This window comes from Arthrobacter sp. SPG23, from assembly GCF_000876655.1.
Taxonomy (GTDB): Bacteria; Actinomycetota; Actinomycetes; order Actinomycetales; family Micrococcaceae; genus Arthrobacter.
The window spans coordinates 264525-280724 of record NZ_JYCN01000022.1; the positions used below are offsets into that span (position 1 = coordinate 264525).

General features: G+C 62.9%; 11 protein-coding genes and 1 pseudogene. 2 read left to right on the forward strand and 10 right to left on the reverse strand.

Going from position 1 to position 16200, the window contains the following annotated elements:
• Positions 1-7: 7 nt before the first annotated feature.
• From rpsG to TV39_RS15455, 5 genes are all read right to left on the reverse strand, one after another.
• A complete protein-coding gene (gene rpsG, locus TV39_RS15435) occupies positions 8-478 on the reverse strand; it encodes a 30S ribosomal protein S7 (RefSeq protein WP_026531948.1) in 471 nt (156 codons plus the stop codon).
• A gap of 1 nt (position 479) precedes the next feature.
• Positions 480-854 (reverse strand): 30S ribosomal protein S12, encoded by a 375-nt coding sequence (gene rpsL / locus TV39_RS15440; protein ID WP_009358312.1) that lies wholly within the window; start codon positions 852-854, stop codon positions 480-482.
• A 386-nt stretch (positions 855-1240) separates the two neighbouring features.
• Positions 1241-5140: a DNA-directed RNA polymerase subunit beta' gene (locus TV39_RS15445; RefSeq protein ID WP_043483032.1), complete on the reverse strand. Its 3900-nt coding sequence runs from the start codon at positions 5138-5140 to the stop codon at positions 1241-1243.
• A 102-nt stretch (positions 5141-5242) separates the two neighbouring features.
• Positions 5243-8758 carry a DNA-directed RNA polymerase subunit beta gene (rpoB, locus tag TV39_RS15450; RefSeq protein WP_043483037.1) on the reverse strand — a complete coding sequence of 1172 codons (3516 nt, stop codon included), beginning with the start codon at positions 8756-8758 and terminating at the stop codon, positions 5243-5245.
• 302 nt (positions 8759-9060) lie between these two features.
• On the reverse strand, positions 9061-9528 hold the full coding sequence (locus TV39_RS15455) for a hypothetical protein (protein ID WP_043483040.1): 468 nt from the start codon (positions 9526-9528) through the stop codon (positions 9061-9063).
• 211 nt (positions 9529-9739) lie between these two features.
• On the opposite strand from TV39_RS15455, the gene TV39_RS15460 reads away from it, so the two are divergent.
• A complete protein-coding gene (locus tag TV39_RS15460; protein ID WP_043483042.1) occupies positions 9740-10939 on the forward strand; it encodes an acetyl-CoA C-acetyltransferase in 1200 nt (399 codons plus the stop codon).
• 5 nt (positions 10940-10944) lie between these two features.
• Positions 10945-11469 (forward strand): aminoacyl-tRNA deacylase, encoded by a 525-nt coding sequence (locus TV39_RS15465; RefSeq protein WP_043483045.1) that lies wholly within the window; start codon positions 10945-10947, stop codon positions 11467-11469.
• 76 nt (positions 11470-11545) lie between these two features.
• Here the strand turns inward: TV39_RS15465 and TV39_RS15470 are convergent, their stop codons facing one another.
• From TV39_RS15470 to TV39_RS22600, 5 genes and pseudogenes are all read right to left on the reverse strand, one after another.
• Positions 11546-13387: a bifunctional metallophosphatase/5'-nucleotidase gene (locus TV39_RS15470; RefSeq protein WP_043483049.1), complete on the reverse strand. Its 1842-nt coding sequence runs from the start codon at positions 13385-13387 to the stop codon at positions 11546-11548.
• Between the two features lie 207 nt (positions 13388-13594).
• Positions 13595-13969: a 50S ribosomal protein L7/L12 gene (rplL, locus tag TV39_RS15475; protein WP_043483052.1), complete on the reverse strand. Its 375-nt coding sequence runs from the start codon at positions 13967-13969 to the stop codon at positions 13595-13597.
• Between the two features lie 78 nt (positions 13970-14047).
• Positions 14048-14638: a 50S ribosomal protein L10 gene (gene rplJ / locus TV39_RS15480; protein ID WP_011692822.1), complete on the reverse strand. Its 591-nt coding sequence runs from the start codon at positions 14636-14638 to the stop codon at positions 14048-14050.
• 299 nt (positions 14639-14937) lie between these two features.
• Positions 14938-16050: a GNAT family N-acetyltransferase gene (locus TV39_RS15485; protein WP_043483054.1), complete on the reverse strand. Its 1113-nt coding sequence runs from the start codon at positions 16048-16050 to the stop codon at positions 14938-14940.
• Positions 16051-16058: 8 nt separating this feature from the next.
• A pseudogene (locus tag TV39_RS22600) lies at positions 16059-16169 on the reverse strand (GNAT family N-acetyltransferase); the annotation flags it as partial.
• Positions 16170-16200: the final 31 nt, after the last annotated feature.

The window sequence follows — 16200 nt, forward strand, 5'->3', positions numbered from 1 at the left end:
GGAAGTATTACCAGCGGTAGTGTGCGAAGGCCTTGTTGGACTCGGCCATCTTGTGGGTGTCTTCGCGACGCTTCACAGCGGCACCGAGACCGTTCGAGGCATCCAGGATTTCGTTCTGGAGGCGCTCGGTCATCGTCTTTTCGCGGCGGGCCTTGGAGTAACCAACCAGCCAGCGGAGGGCGAGGGCCGTGGAGCGGCCCGGCTTGACCTCAACCGGAACCTGGTAGGTTGCGCCACCAACGCGGCGTGAGCGGACCTCGAGGGAAGGCTTGACGTTGTCCATGGCCTTCTTGAGTGCTGCTACGGGGTCGCCGCCGGACTTGGCGCGGGCGCCTTCGAGGGCACCGTAAACGATGCGCTCAGCGGTGGACTTCTTGCCGTCTACCAGCACCTTGTTGATCAGCTGGGTGACCAGCGGGGAGCCGTAAACGGGATCTAGTACTAGCGGCCGCTTGGGGGCCGGACCCTTGCGAGGCATATTACTTCTTCTCCATCTTTGCGCCGTAGCGGCTGCGGGCCTGCTTACGGTTCTTCACACCCTGGGTATCGAGGGCGCCACGGACGATCTTGTAACGGACACCCGGGAGGTCCTTCACACGACCGCCACGGACGAGCACAATGGAGTGCTCCTGGAGGTTGTGGCCTACACCGGGGATGTAAGCGGTAACCTCAACGCCACCGTTAAGGCGCACACGTGCAACCTTACGCAGAGCCGAGTTCGGCTTCTTCGGGGTGGTGGTGTAGACGCGGGTGCAAACACCGCGGCGCATCGGGCTGCCCTTAAGCGCGGGAGCCTTGGTCTTTGAGACCTTAGGCGTGCGGCCCTTACGGACCAACTGGTTAATCGTAGGCACTCTCGTGTTCTCCGTTTTATCCGGAGCGGCCGCTGACAGCCGCTCTCCTTTTGCTTTGCCCCGCCGCCCGAGCTTTGAAGAATCTCCAGAGCAGCTGAGGCGAAGCCTTAATAGTCGGATCGCACACCGGGACCGCGACTTACGTCTGCATCGGTCCCTAGGCATGCAAAAATGTGGCATACGTTGCACAAGAACCCTGCAAACCGGAAACGTCGCTCTGGCTTTGCCTTTCAGCTCAGCCGGCGCACTCATCCACTGCCACAATAACAATTGGTATCCAGTCTAACATGGACGGCCGTCAAGGCTTAATCGAGGCAACGGAAAGGCCCCGCCGCCCCTCCGCTGTTGATGCGGAGTGGTGACGGGGCCCGACGCCGAGCTACCGGTTAGCGGAAGTCGCTGCCGAGGTCGTAGTCATCCAGCGGGATGGCGTGGAACTCAGGAGCTCCGTCGCCGCCCAGGGTGTCGTACGAGAAGTCGCTGAATGCGCTGGGACCTGTGAACAGGTTGGCCTTTGCTTCTTCAGTCGGCTCCACCGTGACCTCCGTGTAGCGCGGGAGGCCCGTGCCGGCGGGGATGAGCTTACCGATGATGACGTTTTCCTTGAGGCCGAGCAGCGGGTCGCTCTTGCCTTCCATGGCTGCCTGCGTCAGGACGCGGGTGGTCTCCTGGAAGGAAGCTGCCGACAGCCAGGACTCGGTCGCCAGGGATGCCTTGGTGATACCCATGAGCTCGGGACGTCCGGAAGCCGGAGTCTTGCCCTCGGACACAACGCGGCGGTTGGCGTCTTCGAAGCGGCTGCGCTCGGCCAGCTCACCGGGGAGCAGGTCGGATTCACCGGATTCGATAACCGTGACGCGGCGCAGCATCTGGCGAACGATAACCTCGACGTGCTTGTCGTGGATACCGATGCCCTGGCTGCGGTACACACCCTGGACCTCGTCCACCAGGAACTTCTGTGCAGCACGGGGACCCATGATGCGAAGGACCTGCTTGGGGTCGACCGGACCGTTGATGAGCTTCTGGCCCACCGCAACGTGCTGGCCGTCTTCAATCAGGAGGCGTGAGCGGCGCAGGACCGGGTAGGCGATCTCTTCGCTGCCGTCATCCGGAGTGATGACCAGGCGCATCTGGCGCTCGGACTCTTCGATGGTGATGCGGCCGGCTGCTTCCGCAATCGGTGCGACACCCTTCGGAGTACGGGCTTCGAAAAGCTCCTGGATACGGGGCAGACCCTGGGTGATGTCGTCGCCGCCGCTGGCGGAAACAGCACCACCGGTGTGGAACGTACGCATGGTCAGCTGGGTACCGGGCTCACCGATGGACTGTGCGGCGATGATGCCCACAGCCTCACCAATGTCCACGGTCTTGCCGGTGGCCAGCGAACGGCCGTAGCACAGGGCGCAGGTGCCGACGCTGGACTCACAGGTGAGTACGGAGCGGACCTTGACCTCGGTGATGCCGGCTGCGAACAGTTCGGCAATGACGACGTCGCCGCAGTCGGTGCCGCCGGCAGCCAGGACCTTGCCCTTGGAGTCAACGACATCCACGGCCAGGGTACGGGCGTACGCGCTGTTCTCAACGTTCTCGTCCAGGACCAGCTCGCCGTTGGCGTCAGCCACGGCAATCGGGGTGACGAGGCCGCGTTCGGTGCCGCAGTCCTCTTCACGGACGATGACGTCCTGCGAGACGTCCACCAGACGACGGGTCAGGTAACCCGAGTTGGCGGTACGCAGGGCGGTGTCAGCCAGACCCTTACGGGCACCGTGCGTGGCGATGAAGTATTCCAGCACCGACAGGCCCTCACGGTAGGAGGACTTGATCGGACGCGGGATGATCTCACCCTTAGGGTTGGCCACCAGGCCACGGATACCCGCGATCTGACGGACCTGCATCCAGTTACCACGTGCACCGGAGGACACCATGCGGTTGATGGTGTTCATCGGCGACAGGCTGTCACGCATGACCTGGGCAATCTCGTTGGTTGCCTTGTTCCAGATCTCGATCAGTTCCTGGCGACGCTCGTCGTCGTCGATCAGGCCCTTGTCGTACTGGCCCTGGATCTTGGCAGCGCGCTCTTCGTAACCGGCAAGGATGACCGGCTTTTCAACCGGAACCTCGATGTCGGAGATGGCGACGGTGACGCCTGAGCGGGTGGCCCAGTAGAAACCGGCATCCTTCAGGTTGTCCAGCGTTGCCGCGGTGACAACCTTCGGGTAGCGCTCGGCAAGGTCGTTGACGATGCGGGACAGTTCGCCCTTGTCGGCAACAGCCTCAACCCACGGGTAGTCCTCGGGAAGGGTCTGATTGAAGATGACCTGGCCCAGGGAGGTCTGGACGAGCGCGGTCTGACCCGGCTCCCAGCCTTCCGGAGCTTCCCAGCCGGCGTAAGGGACAAAACCCTCAAGACGGATCTTGACCTGGGAGTTCAGGTGCAGCTCGTGCAGGTCGAACGCCATGATGGCTTCCGAAACCGAGGAGAAGATGCGGCCTTCGCCAGCTGAACCGACACGCTTGGTGGTCAGGTGGTAGAGGCCGATGATCATATCCTGCGAAGGAAGGGTCACCGGGCGGCCGTCAGACGGCTTCAGGATGTTGTTCGAGGACAGCATCAGGATGCGTGCTTCAGCCTGGGCCTCGGGGCTCAGCGGCAGGTGCACTGCCATCTGGTCGCCGTCGAAGTCAGCGTTGAAGGCGCCACAAACCAGCGGGTGAAGCTGGATTGCCTTGCCTTCCACAAGCTGCGGTTCGAAGGCCTGGATGCCGAGGCGGTGCAGGGTAGGTGCACGGTTCAGCAGCACCGGGTGCTCGGTGATGATCTCTTCGAGGACGTCCCAGACCTGCGGACGGTAACGCTCGACCATGCGCTTGGCCGACTTGATGTTCTGGGCGTGGTTGAGGTCAACCAGGCGCTTCATCACGAACGGCTTGAAGAGCTCCAGGGCCATCTGCTTGGGCAGACCACACTGGTGCAGCTTCAGCTGCGGGCCGACGACGATGACCGAACGGCCGGAGTAGTCAACGCGCTTGCCGAGCAGGTTCTGGCGGAAACGACCCTGCTTGCCCTTGAGCATGTCGCTCAGGGACTTCAGCGGACGGTTGCCCGGACCCGTAACCGGACGGCCACGACGGCCGTTGTCGAAGAGGCTGTCAACAGCTTCCTGAAGCATGCGCTTCTCGTTGTTGACGATGATCTCCGGAGCACCGAGGTCAAGCAGGCGCTTGAGTCGGTTGTTGCGGTTGATCACACGACGGTAGAGGTCGTTGAGGTCGGAGGTCGCGAAGCGGCCGCCGTCCAGCTGGACCATCGGGCGCAGTTCCGGCGGGATCACCGGGACGGCGTCCAGCACCATGCCGAGCGGGCTGTTGTTGGTGGTCAGGAAGGCGTTGACCACCTTCAGGCGCTTCAGGGCGCGGGTCTTGCGCTGGCCCTTGCCGTTGGCAATGATGTCGCGCAGCAGGTCCGACTCGGCCTGCATGTCGAAGTTCTCAAGACGCTTCTTGATGGCTTCGGCACCCATGGAGCCTTCGAAGTACATGCCGTAGCGGTCACGCAGTTCGCGGTAGAGGCCTTCATCGCCTTCGAGGTCTGCGACCTTCAGGTTCTTGAAACGGTCCCAGACCTGCTCAAGGCGCTCGATGTCGGCGTCGGCACGCTTACGCACGTTGGCCATCTGACGGTCCGCGGAGTCGCGGGCCTTCTTCTTGTCGGCAGCCTTGGCGCCTTCGCCTTCGAGACGGGCAAGCTCGTTCTCGAGGTCGCGGGCGATCGTGGCGATGTCGGAGTCGCGGTTGTCTACCAGCTGCTTCTTCTCGATGTCGTGCTCAACCTGCAGGTTGGGCAGTTCCTCGTGGCGGCTGTCGGTGTCGACGCTCGTGATCATGTAGGCAGCGAAGTAAATGACCTTTTCAAGGTCCTTCGGTGCCAGGTCAAGAAGGTAGCCCAGGCGGGACGGAACACCCTTGAAGTACCAGATGTGCGTTACGGGCGCAGCCAGTTCGATGTGGCCCATGCGCTCACGGCGGACCTTGGCACGGGTGACCTCAACGCCACACCGCTCGCAGATGATGCCCTTGAAGCGCACGCGCTTGTACTTGCCGCAGTAGCATTCCCAGTCGCGGGACGGGCCGAAGATCTTCTCGCAGAAGAGGCCGTCCTTCTCGGGCTTGAGCGTGCGGTAGTTGATGGTTTCCGGCTTCTTAACCTCGCCGTAAGACCAGCCACGGATGTCTTCCGCGGTGGCGAGGCCGATCTGCATGAGGCCGAAGGAGGATTCGCTGGACATATGGTCCCTGTTCTCTCTTGTTCTCTAAATTCTGAAGTCTTGGGTTACGGGAAGGGGCCGAGGGGTCCGACGGCGGGTGGTCACCCGCCGTCGGACGCCCTGCTAGACCTCTTCTACGGAACTGGGCTCTGCACGAGACAGATCGATGCCCAGTTCTTCCGCAGCCGTGAAGACTGCGTCATCAGAGTCACGCATTTCAATTGTGGTTCCGTCCGTGGAGAGTACTTCCACGTTCAGGCACAGCGACTGCATTTCCTTGATCAAGACCTTGAAGGACTCAGGAACGCCCGGCTCCGGGATGTTCTCGCCCTTGACGATGGCTTCGTAGACCTTCACGCGACCGTGGATATCATCCGACTTGATCGTGAGGAGTTCCTGGAGCGTGTAGGCGGCACCGTAAGCTTCGAGCGCCCACACTTCCATTTCACCGAAGCGCTGGCCACCGAACTGTGCCTTACCACCCAGCGGCTGCTGCGTGATCATGGAGTACGGGCCGGTGGAGCGTGCGTGGATCTTGTCGTCCACCAGGTGGTGGAGCTTCAGGATGTACATGTAGCCGACCGAGATCGGATCCGGGAACGGCTCGCCGGAGCGGCCGTCAAACAGGCGGGTCTTGCCCGAGGAGTTGATCAGGCGGTCGCCGTCGCGGGTCACGTTGGTGGAATCGAGCAGGCCCGTGATTTCTTCTTCACGTGCACCGTCGAAGACCGGCGTTGCAACAGTGGTCTGGCCACTTTCGCGCGGCAGGTTCGGCAGCTGCTTGACCCACTCGGGCTCGCCTTCGATCTTCCAACCGGTCTTGGCAACCCAGCCGAGGTGCGTTTCGAGCACCTGGCCGACGTTCATACGGCCAGGAACACCCAGCGGGTTCAGGACGATATCAACGGGGGTGCCGTCGGCAAGGAAGGGCATGTCCTCGATCGGAAGGATCTTGGAGATAACACCCTTGTTGCCGTGACGGCCGGCGAGCTTGTCGCCGTCGGTGATCTTGCGCTTGGCAGCCACGTAGACGCGGACCAGCTGGTTGACGCCCGGGGGAAGTTCGTCGTCGTTGTCGCGGTCAAAGACGCGGACGCCGATAACGGTGCCGGACTCGCCGTGCGGAACCTTCAGTGACGTGTCGCGGACTTCGCGGGACTTCTCACCGAAGATGGCGCGCAGCAGGCGCTCTTCCGGAGTCAGTTCGGTTTCACCCTTAGGGGTGACCTTTCCGACCAGGATGTCGCCGGCTTCGACCTCGGCACCGATGTGGATGATGCCGCGCTCGTCCAGGCCTGCCAGGACTTCCTCGGACACGTTGGGGATGTCACGGGTGATTTCCTCGGCACCAAGCTTGGTGTCGCGGGCATCGATCTCGTGCTCCTCGATGTGGATGGAGGAAAGAACGTCCTCGGCAACAATGCGCTGCGAGAGGATGATGGCGTCCTCGAAGTTGTGGCCTTCCCATGACATGAATGCCACGAGCAGGTTCTTACCGAGGGCAAGTTCACCCTGGTCCGTTGCCGGGCCGTCAGCGATGATGCCGCCGACCTCCAGGCGCTGGCCTTCGCTCACCAGGACACGGTGGTTGTAGCAGTTGCCCTGGTTGGAACGCGCGAACTTGTTGATGCGGTAGTTGGTTTCCGTGCCGTCGTCGTTGAGCATGATGACGAGCTCGGCGGACACCTCGGTGACCACACCGGCCTTCTTGGCGATGACAACGTCACCGGCGTCGACTGCAGCGGCGCGCTCCATGCCGGTACCGACGAACGGCGCCTCGGAACGGACCAGCGGCACAGCCTGGCGCTGCATGTTGGCACCCATGAGTGCGCGGTTAGCATCGTCATGCTCGAGGAACGGGATCAGGGCCGTAGCCACGGACACCATCTGGCGCGGGGAAACGTCCATGAACTCGACGTCGGCGGCGGGAACCAGCACGGGCTCGCCTCCACCACCACGGGCGCGGACCAGGACGGTCTCTTCGGCGAACTTCTTGTTCTCGTCCAGCGGAGCGTTGGCCTGGGCGATCAGGACCTCTGCTTCGTCGTCGGCCGTCAGGTACTGGACCTCGTCGGAAACGACGCCCTCGGACACGAGGCGGTAAGGCGTCTCGATGAAACCGAAGGGGTTGATGCGGCCGTAGGATGCCAGCGAACCGATCAGACCAATGTTCGGGCCTTCAGGGGTTTCGATGGGGCACATACGTCCGTAGTGGGACGGGTGAACGTCTCGGACTTCCATGCCTGCACGGTCACGGGACAGACCACCCGGGCCAAGCGCCGACAGACGGCGCTTGTGGGTCAGACCCGACAGCGGGTTGTTCTGGTCCATGAACTGGGACAGCTGCGAAGTTCCGAAGAACTCCTTGATGGCTGCCACAACCGGGCGGATGTTGATCAGCGTCTGCGGCGTGATGGCCTCGACGTCCTGCGTGGTCATACGCTCGCGGACGACACGCTCCATACGGGACAGGCCGGTGCGGACCTGGTTCTCGATGAGCTCGCCAACGGCGCGGATGCGGCGGTTGCCGAAGTGGTCGATGTCATCGATTTCGACGCGCAGCTCGTGGTCCTGGCCGTCGCGCTTGCCCATGAGGGTCTTCTCGCCGGCGTGCAGTGCAACCAGGAACTTGATCATGGCAACGATGTCTTCAACGTGCAGGACCGAAGCTTCCTTGTCGCCAAGGGAGCGGTCGATGCCAAGCTTGCGGTTGATCTTGTAACGGCCGACCTTGGCCAGATCGTAGCGCTTGGAGTTGAAGTACAGGTTGTCCAGCAGGGACTGGGCAGCCTCGACGGTGGGCGGCTCGCCCGGTCGCAGCTTCCGGTAGATGTCCAGCAAGGCGTCTTCGCGGGTTTCGGTGGCGTCCTTCTCCAGCGTTGCGCGCATGGAGTCGTACTGGCCGAACTCTTCGAGGATCTGGCCTTCGGTCCAGCCGAGGGCCTTCAGCAGCACCGTGACGGACTGCTTGCGCTTGCGGTCAAGGCGGACGCCGACCTGGTCGCGCTTGTCGATCTCGAGCTCGAACCAGGCACCGCGGGACGGGATGATCTTCGCAGTGAAGATATCCTTGTCGCTGGTCTTGTCGGCGGTGCGCTCGAAGTAGGCGCCCGGGGAACGGACCAGCTGGGAGACAACGACGCGCTCGGTGCCGTTGACGACGAAGGTGCCCTTCTCGGTCATCAGCGGGAAGTCACCCATGAACACGGTCTGCTGCTTGATTTCGCCCGTGTTGTTGTTCATGAATTCGGCTTTAACGTACAGCGGAGCGGAGTACGTAGCGTCCCGGTCCTTGCACTCGGCCATGGTGTATTTGGGATCAGCGAACTCCGGATCGGAGAAGCTCAGGGACATGGTGCCCTGGAAATCCTCGATCGGGGAGATCTCTTCGAAGATGTCAGACAGACCGGAGCTAGTGGCGACGCTGAGGTCGCCTTCTTCGACGGCCTTCGCAACGCGTGCCTGCCAGCGTTCGTTTCCGACCAGCCAGTCAAAGCTGTCCGTTTGCAGGGCAAGCAGATTCGGAACGTCAAGAGGTTCGTGAATCTTTGCGAATGAGAGCCGGCGAGTGGCACCATCGGTGCTGTCGGCATTGATAGCGGTAGCGTTGTTTACATTAGAGGTGCTCGAGGCGACCAAGAGGGATCCTTCCACAGACCTTCAGGCGTTTTCAGATCTCCCCCGTTGCAAGCCCTGCAGAATGACTCCGCAGCGCTACCAGTCCGGTTCCGCTATATGACCCGGGACCCAGGCTGCCCATGGTGTGACACGTCTTTGACGGCACGTTGATGGATCAGCTGCTAGGCAAAGCCCACCGCTATATGAAGGCTGAAGGTAAACAGGGAAGACGCAAATATCTACGATACGGCAAAACGGCGCACGTGTCTACCCCACTTCCCCGGTTATTGCAAGCACTGTTGCCGGGGGCACCTAGTTGACTGCTACAGCGTCAGCGTGACACCCGCAGCGGAGCACTCGTTCGCATTGGCGAACACCGCGTCACGCACAGCGTCCTTTGCGGCTTGGTCCGGCTGACCGTCCTTCTCGACAACGGCCGAGTGGCTGATGGTGAGGGCGCTCAGCGACGAAAACAGCCCCCGGAGGTTTCCCGTGTAGTCGTCCTTGGCTTTCCACGCCTTGGAGTAAATCGCTTCATAGGCGTCGGACGTAGGTTCGGCCGTCCTGTACTCCGCGAAGAGGGAGTTGAACTTCTCGCATGCTTCCTTCACGCCGGACGTTCCGGAAGCGGGCACGGACCCAGAGGCCGACGGCGTCGCGCGGGACGGTGCGGAAGACGACGTGGCGGGGGCCGCCGTCGACGTGGTGCTGTCCGGCGCGGGAGTGGAAACGCTGCAGGCCGTGAGTCCGGCCAGGCCTGCGATGGCCGCGACTGCAAGTATCTTCTTCATCTAAGCTCCTGTTTCCCCACAACGTCTTCCCTGAACGGGCGTATCCGCCATCCACCCTACTCAGCCGGGTCCGGCGTCGCACATTCGCCGGATGGGCAGGCCTACCCATCCCGGCCGCGGAATGGACCCTGCCCCGGATGCGTTTGAATGGATAGGTGATTCGGCTCACGATAGCCTTGGCCTACATCGTCACAGATCGGAAGAGAAAACCATGAGCAACTCCGCAGACAACAATGATGTTGTCATCCTCGCTGCGGCCCGCACGCCGCAGGGCCGCCTCAATGGCCAGTTGGCCAGCTTCACGGCGGTGGAACTCGGGGCGCACGCCATCAAGGCCGCCCTGGCCGCGAGCGGCATCGGGGCTGACAAGGTGGATGCGGTCATCATGGGACAGGTGTTGCAGGCAGGAGCCGGCCAGAACCCGGCGCGGCAGAGCGCCATCGGAGCCGGCATCGGCTGGAACGTCCCCACCGTCACCATCAACAAGGTGTGCCTTTCCGGACTCACCGCAGTGATTGACGCCGCGCGCATGATCCGCAGCGGTGATGCCGCCGTCGTCGTCGCCGGCGGGCAGGAATCCATGAGCCGGGCACCGCACATCCTGCCGGGATCCCGGCAGGGCTGGACGTACGGGACCATCCAGGCGCTCGATGTGGCTGCGCACGACGGACTGACGGACGCCTTCGACGGACAGTCCATGGGGCTGTCCACGGAAAGCAAGAACCTGGTCCTCGGAATCGACCGGGCATCGCAGGACAACGTGGCCGCGCAGTCGCACCAGCGAGCCGCCCTGGCTGCGAAGAACGGCCTTTTCGACGACGAGATCGCCCCGATCAGCGTCAAGCAGCGCAAGGGAGACCCCGTAGTGGTGGACACCGACGAGGGTGTCCGCCCGAACACGACGGTCGAATCGCTGGCCGGGCTTCGGGCCGCATTTGTCAGCGACGGCACCATCACCGCCGGAAACTCCTCTCCCCTGTCCGACGGCGCCGCCGCCCTGGTGCTGACCACCCGGAAATTCGCGGAAGACAACGGCCTGGACTACCTCGCAGTGGTGGGCAAACCGGGCCAGGTGGCAGGCCCGGACAATTCGCTGCACTCGCAGCCCTCGAATGCGATCAAGAACGCCCTTGACCGTGCCGGCTGGACCACCGGGGACCTCGACTTTATCGAGATCAACGAGGCCTTCGGTTCGGTTGCCGTCCAGTCGCTGAAGGACCTCAAGTACCCGCTGGACAAGTGCAACATCCATGGCGGGGCCATCGCCCTGGGGCACCCGATCGGAGCGTCGGGCGCCCGGCTGGCCGGACATGCCGCTCACGAACTGAAACGCCGCGGCACCGGTAAAGCGGCTGTTTCCCTGTGCGGCGGTGGCGGCCAGGGCGAAGCCCTCCTCCTCTACCGGGACTGACGGCAGTGGCTGACACCGCTGGCGCTACTGACAACGCAAGCGACGGGGCCAGCGGCGGCGGCGGCACCGGCAGGGAGCGGTTCCTTGCCGATGCTGCCGCCCGCGGGCTGGAAGTCCAACTCGTGGAGCGGCTCGCTGCGAACAGCCTCGAAGAGGCCGCCCGGATCCTGGGCATCCAGCCGTCGGACATCGTGAAGTCCCTCGTGGTCAAGCACAAGGACGGCAGCTTCCTGTTCGCCCTGGTGCCGGGTGACCGCCAGATCTCCTGGCCGAAACTCCGCAGCCTGCTGGGTGTCAACAGGCTCTCGCTGCCGCCTGCCGACGTCGCACTGGAGGCCACCGGCTACGAGCGCGGAACCATCACTCCCCTGGGCAGCACCACTCCGTGGCCGGTCTACGCGGACGCGGCCATCACCGGCCGGCGGATTTCCATGGGGGCCGGGCAGCACGGCTACAGTGCGTTCGTCGATGCCGATGCCCTGACCACCGCGCTGGACGCCGTGGTCGCGGACATCAGCGACGCCGTCTAGTTCCCGGCGCCGCCAGCCCGGCGTTCCCGGCGGCGCCCGGAAAGGAACGCGGTAGGGAACGCCGGGATGGATCCGCCTAGGGTGTGACCGACAGGGGCTGGCCGTTGACCACCAGCCGCCAGTCATTCCGGCTGAACAGGGCCGCATCAAGGGTTCCGTTGTCCACCACGTGGTCAATGATCCGCTGCCGGATCTCCTGCTGGCTGTTGGACAGCACCGGAGCGGTTTTGACCGCCGGGAAGTTGCCGCCGCCGCTCTGGCGGTAGTTGTTGATGGCCATCGCAAATTCCTGGTCCGCGGGCAGCGCCTCTCCCCCGTAGCTGAGTCCGACGATGCGCTCGCCCACAGGACGGGCCAGGTCGATGTCATAGGTCAGCGGCGCGTCAAGGCCGTAGACGACGTCGTAGTTGTAGTCCGGGGTGCCGTTCGGAGCCATCGCAGTGACGGCGTTGGTCACGTCGGCCGCGCGGGCGGTAGCAGAACCGACCGGCTTGAAGTACTGCGCCGACCATTCGAGGTAGGCCTTCACTTGCGCGCCCGTGACCTTGATGGACAGCAGCGTGTTGTCGAAAATGTACAGCCCCGCGACATCCCGGATGGTCAGCGGCCCGGCTTTGACATCAACGGCCCGGGAGAACGCCGCGGCAATGGACAGCACCGGCAGCCCCGCGGCAGGACCTTTGGCCAGTTCGGCCTTGATGGTGCTCGCCTGGACATAATTGATGGCGTCGATAGCCGCCGAATCCTCCCAGCAGGCGGTGGCAGTGCTGAGCGGGGCCGTGGAAGTCCCTATTACCTCGTTCACGTAGGACACCGTGGCGTCGTGCCCGGCCTGGACGGCGCGGACGACGGCGGGATCCGGCTTAGCGGTCTTGGCGTCCAGCAGGTGGGAAGACGCCGAAGTGACGCTCCACTGCCCCTTCTCCTTGGTGAGGTGCAGGTCCATGACCGCGACCCGCATGCCCCACTTCAATGGCTCGGTCAGCAGGACCTGCTTCCCGGTGGCGGTGTTCTCGACAAAACGTTCCGGGATCTCCACGTGGGCGTGGCCCACCAGGATGGCGTCGATCCCCGGAACTTCCGCGGCCAGCAAGGAGGAGGCGTTTTCCGGGTACGGGAGCGCATCCCCGTAGGAGGACCCCGGCGTCGCGCCCGAATGGCTGGAGACGATTACGACGTCGGCTCCGGCGGCCTTCATTTGCGGGATGACAGTCCTGGCTTCCTCGACGATTCCGTTGAAGTCCAATTTTCCCTGGACGTTGTCGCGGTCCCACAGGGCGCAACCGGGAGTCACGAAGCCGACCAGGCCCACTGTCAGCCAGCCGTTGTCCGTCTTCACACGCTTGAGGACATACGGCGTGAAGGCCCGCTCACCCGTCACGGCGTTGTGGACGTTGGCGCCGAGAAGCGGGAAGTCCAGCTGCTTTTCCCAGGTGCGAAGGAGCGGTATGCCGTAGTTGAATTCGTGGTTGCCTAGCCCCACCGCGTCGTAGCCCACGGCGTTCATGGCCAGGGCCATGGGATGTTTGACCGACTCGGAGATGGGGCGGATCTTGGCGAAGTAGTAAGCCAGCGGCGTGCCCTGGATGGTGTCGCCGGCGTCGATGGTGATGGTACTGTCGGCGCCCCGTTCCTCCCGCATGGCCTTGATCAGGGTGGACGCCTGGGCGATGCCGATCTTGTTGCCGGCCGCGTCCGCGTAGGCGGTGTCCTTGAAGTAGTCCCAGTTGAAGACGTTGTTGTGCAGGTCGGTAGTGCCGAGCACCGTGAGGGTGAACTCTTTCCTGCCTCCGGACTGCAGCGCCGGGCCGGCCTGCGCGGCGGAGGCTCCGGCCAGCGTGGCGGCGGCGGCGGTCCCCCCGACGAGGGCGGCGGTGAGCATGGCGCGGCGGGAGGGCGAAGAGATCGGATCGGTCATCGTATGAGCTCCTTGACGTTGGGGCCGGTAGGCACAAAGCCAAAGTCTAGGGCTGCAGGAAGAGCATGAAAAGGAGAGTCCACAATCTTTTCCGGAACGTCACCTGTTATTTGGTGCGGGTCCGGAATGCAGGAAACCCCGCCCACCGGAGTGGACGGGGTTTCCCGGAGCCAAAAGGAAAGCTGAAGCCTTCCGAAGCTCGAAACGTTACTTGAGGGTAACGGTGGCGCCGGCAGCCTCGAGCTGCTCCTTTGCCTTTTCGGCAGCTTCCTTGGTTGCACCTTCGAGGACAGCCTTCGGAGCGCTGTCAACCAGGTCCTTGGCTTCCTTGAGGCCCAGGGAAGTGATGGCGCGAACTTCCTTGATCACTGCGATCTTCTTGTCGCCAGCAGCTTCGAGGACGACGTCGAAGTCGGTCTTCTCTTCAGCTTCTTCAGCAGCACCGGCAGCGGGGCCGGCAACAGCAACAGCAGCTGCAGTAACTTCGAAGGTCTCTTCGAAGAGCTTGACGAACTCGGAGAGCTCGATGATGGTCAGTTCCTTGAAAGCTTCAATGAGCTCTTCGTTGGTGAGCTTCGCCATGGTGTGGCGTCCTTCCTATAGGTGGTGCTTGGCGGCCTGGGCCGTTGCCTTCACACCGGAGTCTGGTCTGAAAGAGAGTTAGTTCTCTTCGGTGGCTGCGGCTTCGGCCGGAGCTTCGGTCTCTGCTGCTTCTGCGGCCGGGGCTTCTTCAGCGGCGGGCGCTTCGGCAGCTGCCGGTGCACCGTTCTCTTCTTCAAGCTTGAGGCGCAGGGCGTCGATGATGCGTGCAGCAGCGGCAGCAGGAGCCTTGAGGATGCCTGCAACCTTGGCGAGCTGCAGCTCGCGGGACTCGAGTGCTGCCAGGGCAGCAACTTCGCTGGCGTTCAGTGCCTTGCCCTCGAAGTAACCGGTCTTGATAACCAGCTGCTTGTTGGTCTTGGCAAAATCCGTCAGGCTCTTGGCAGCTGCAACTGCGTCACCCTTGATGAACGCGATTGCAGTGGGGCCGGCGAGCTGGCCGTCGAATGCTTCGACACCAGCTTCCTTGGCTGCAATTGCGGTCAGGGTGTTCTTGACGACCGCGAACTTGGTGTCCTGGCCGAGAGAAACACGCAGCTGCTTGAGCTGTGCAACGGTGAGCCCACGGTATTCGGTCAGGACAGCGGCGTTCGATTCCTTGAAATCGTTAGTGATCTCAGCTACTGCTGAAACCTTGGTAGGCGTTGCCATAACCCTCCTTCCGGGGATAGTGCCGGTGTTCCGGGTCCCCGCTCAGGTGAGCTAAAACTAAAAACGCCCCGGGCAGATGCACGGGGCTTGGCTCGACACAGTCCATGACTGCGGAGCTTTACTTCGTTCACCTGCGCTGGCCGCCCTATGTTCAGGGTCCTTCGTCCGGAAATCCACTGGCTCTCCCGCACACAACTGCAGAATTGAGCAATGCCCAGGAGAGTGGATTTCCAACAACCGACGGTCTTTGGTAGTTCAAGCTTACGGGCAAGGCCGCCCGGACTCCAAATCGGGGCCGTTCAGCTGCTGCTCGGGCCCAGGTCAGGCAGGTCCTTCTGCCAGATCCCCGTGACTCCCGCGGTGGTGAACCCCAGCTGCTGGTTGACCTTGAGCAGGTATCTGTTTTCCGGAGCATTCCAGGTGTAGATGACCCTGGCGTCGGGGAACTGCTCGGTCAGGCGGACCATGTTGGCCACCTTGATCAGGAGGCCCAGCTTGTTGCCCCGGTGTTCCTGCATCACCACCGTGTCATCCTGGAACACTACGTCCTGCCGCTGGGACAGGACGCTGATGGTGGTCAGCCCTACCAGCATGCCGGTGGCGATATGTTCGACGGCGGTGACCACCGTCCGCCGTCCCTGCGCGATGGTGGCCTCTTCCGCCTTCCTGATCATGGCGCCGTCGAACACCATCTGCTCTTCGGTCCTTGCGGTCGGTTCGGTGTCCTCACCGGCCTGGTTTTCCAGGGCTGCTACGGCGTCGAGCCAGATGTCGGGGCACCTGTCCGTCCAGTGATGCAGGCGGTAGCGGCCCGCATTGGCCTGCTCCGCCTCGTCCGACAGCTCAGCGACCAGCTTGGTGTCCAAAGGGAGCAGGCAGGAGCTGAACTGCTCGATGTGCTGCAGGGTGTAGCCCGTCTTCCGGGCGAACTCCACTTCCCGGCTTCCCATCGGAACAAAACCCAGCCCGGAGCCGGGGACCAGCTGGTCGTCCATGGAGCTGCTCAATGAAACGCCGGGATGGTTGGTATCGATCAGGATCAGGGTCCGGCCTTCGGCGCGTGCAAACTGCTCTGCCGCTTCCAGTAGCTGGCGCCCCACCCCTTGGCGCTGGAATTCCGGCAGGATGTCCAGCGTGAACTCCGCGAGGTCGAGGTTATCGGCCAACGGCAGGGCGATATCCACCGTCCCCACAATTTCGCCGTCCACCCTTGCCACCAGGATGACCTGGCGTTCGTAGGGATCGGCAAGTTCGAGGAGTTTTTCCAGCGGCGTGTACGCGAGATCGTCACTCCCCCACGTTTGCATCCGCACCTTCCGGCCGACTTCGACGGCGGCCAGGAAATCGGCGCTGTCGGGACCGTCGAGGGAATCGGGAATCCAGAGCTGTTCGATCCGTACGTCTTTAACCATAGAGGGCGTCATTCCAGTCGTTTCTGCCACTCACCTTCAAAGCCGGCGGGCTTGAATCCAAGCGAAATATTAATCGCCAGCATATGCCGGATTTCGCTGGCGTTCCATGTAATGGCCGACTCCGGTCATAGCTTCTTCTGCCATTCGCCG

What these genes read in the sequence shown, in the direction of transcription:
- rpsG (WP_026531948.1), bottom strand. Translation starts at nt 478, where the DNA reads ATGCCTCGCAAGGGTCCGGCCCCCAAGCGGCCGCTAGTACTAGATCCC.
- TV39_RS15445 (WP_043483032.1), bottom strand. Translation starts at nt 5,140, where the DNA reads ATGTCCAGCGAATCCTCCTTCGGCCTCATGCAGATCGGCCTCGCCACC.
- TV39_RS15455 (WP_043483040.1), bottom strand. Translation starts at nt 9,528, where the DNA reads ATGAAGAAGATACTTGCAGTCGCGGCCATCGCAGGCCTGGCCGGACTC.
- TV39_RS15460 (WP_043483042.1), top strand. Translation starts at nt 9,740, where the DNA reads ATGAGCAACTCCGCAGACAACAATGATGTTGTCATCCTCGCTGCGGCC.
- TV39_RS15470 (WP_043483049.1), bottom strand. Translation starts at nt 13,387, where the DNA reads ATGACCGATCCGATCTCTTCGCCCTCCCGCCGCGCCATGCTCACCGCC.
- rplL (WP_043483052.1), bottom strand. Translation starts at nt 13,969, where the DNA reads ATGGCGAAGCTCACCAACGAAGAGCTCATTGAAGCTTTCAAGGAACTG.
- rplJ (WP_011692822.1), bottom strand. Translation starts at nt 14,638, where the DNA reads ATGGCAACGCCTACCAAGGTTTCAGCAGTAGCTGAGATCACTAACGAT.
- TV39_RS15485 (WP_043483054.1), bottom strand. Translation starts at nt 16,050, where the DNA reads ATGGTTAAAGACGTACGGATCGAACAGCTCTGGATTCCCGATTCCCTC.